Here is a 1,256-nt window from a genome sequence, read left to right as displayed (position 1 = left end):
TGTCCGACCCGGACACATAGGTAACGGTTTGTACCTAAGACATGGGTGACAACCTCGTGCCGAACGGATTGTCGATGGTTTGCAAAGTCCTCTGCTCCAGGTCGATATATCCCAGATCATAGTGCATGAAGCTGACGAGCCAAATGCCGTCGTCGACCTCTTTTATCCCAAGCTTCTGTCCGGCCAGGACAGTGGAGATGTTGATCTTCTTGCGGCACATGCAGACGCGTCCGCAATGGGTGACGAGTACGTCGCGGTCGTGGAAAGGATAGTTGATCTCTGGCAGGCCCTCGTAGGGTCGTGAGGATGCGACGTAGAGATGCGCGGGCACTTTCATGTTCAACGCCTCGTGCGGCCGTTCCTCATTGAATTCGCTGACGAATGCATCAAAGCGGGCCTGCTGCTGCAGCGTGTTGGTGGCTGGCGGCCGGGTCGCCTCCTTCTTCAGCGTCAGATGCATGCGTTCATGGCGTCCGTTCTGTTGCGGATGGCCAGGCCGGATGCGTTCAAGGCTGATCCCCAATCGCAGCCACCACACCGACAGCTTAGACAGATTATAGAGGCCATTGGGACTGGCGAAAGGCAGGCCATTGTCTGAACGAATGGCGGCAGGCAAACCGAATTGGGAAAAGATCCTTCGGAATGCGTCGAAGACACCTTGCTCGCGTGTCGACTCAAAGGCTTCGCAGCCAAGAAGATATCGTGAGACCTGATCTGTGACCGTCAGAGGGTAACAGTAGCGGCCATTGCTGAGCTTGAACTCGCCCTTGAAGTCTACGCACCACAGGTCATTGGGTTCGAGCGCTTGCGACAGCTGCGTGCCCTCGGCCTTGTTCGCCCGGTTCCTCTTGCGGGCCTGGCTCACAAGGCCGTGGCGATCGAGCACAGCATGCACCGTGCTCTTTGCTGGGATGCGAACATCGCCGGCAAGACGCTTGATGAGCAGCTCTCGGATCTTCCTGGCACCCCAGTGTGGCTTCTCTCGTTTGAGGCGAACAATCATGGCCTCAACCGGGTCCGGCAACTGATTGGCATAGCGCACTGGCCGTCGAGATCAATCGGTCAGCGCTTCCAGACCGTCGTCCTTGTAGCGGTTGAAGATCTTGTAGCCAGTCTTGCGGGAGATGCCAAACGCTCGGCACACCTCGCTCATGCCTTCGCCCTCAAGCAAGCGGGCGACAATACGCAGGCGTTCCTCCATAACCGAAGTCTCTTTCCACGGCATCAACACCTCCCGCAAAACGGAAAGTGTTACC

Annotated in this window: 1 pseudogene; it reads right to left on the bottom strand. The window is 57.3% G+C overall.

From position 1 onward, the window contains the following. Window positions 1-34: 34 nt before the first annotated feature. Window positions 35-1,225: pseudogene (locus LXM96_RS21510) on the bottom strand (IS481 family transposase). Window positions 1,226-1,256: the final 31 nt, after the last annotated feature.

It is taken from the genome of Rhizobium halophilum (assembly GCF_021648825.1).
Lineage (GTDB): Bacteria > Pseudomonadota > Alphaproteobacteria > Rhizobiales > Rhizobiaceae > Neorhizobium > Neorhizobium halophilum.
Note: the sequence above shows the minus strand (reverse complement) of the source record. Positions and strands in the feature narration are given on the sequence as shown.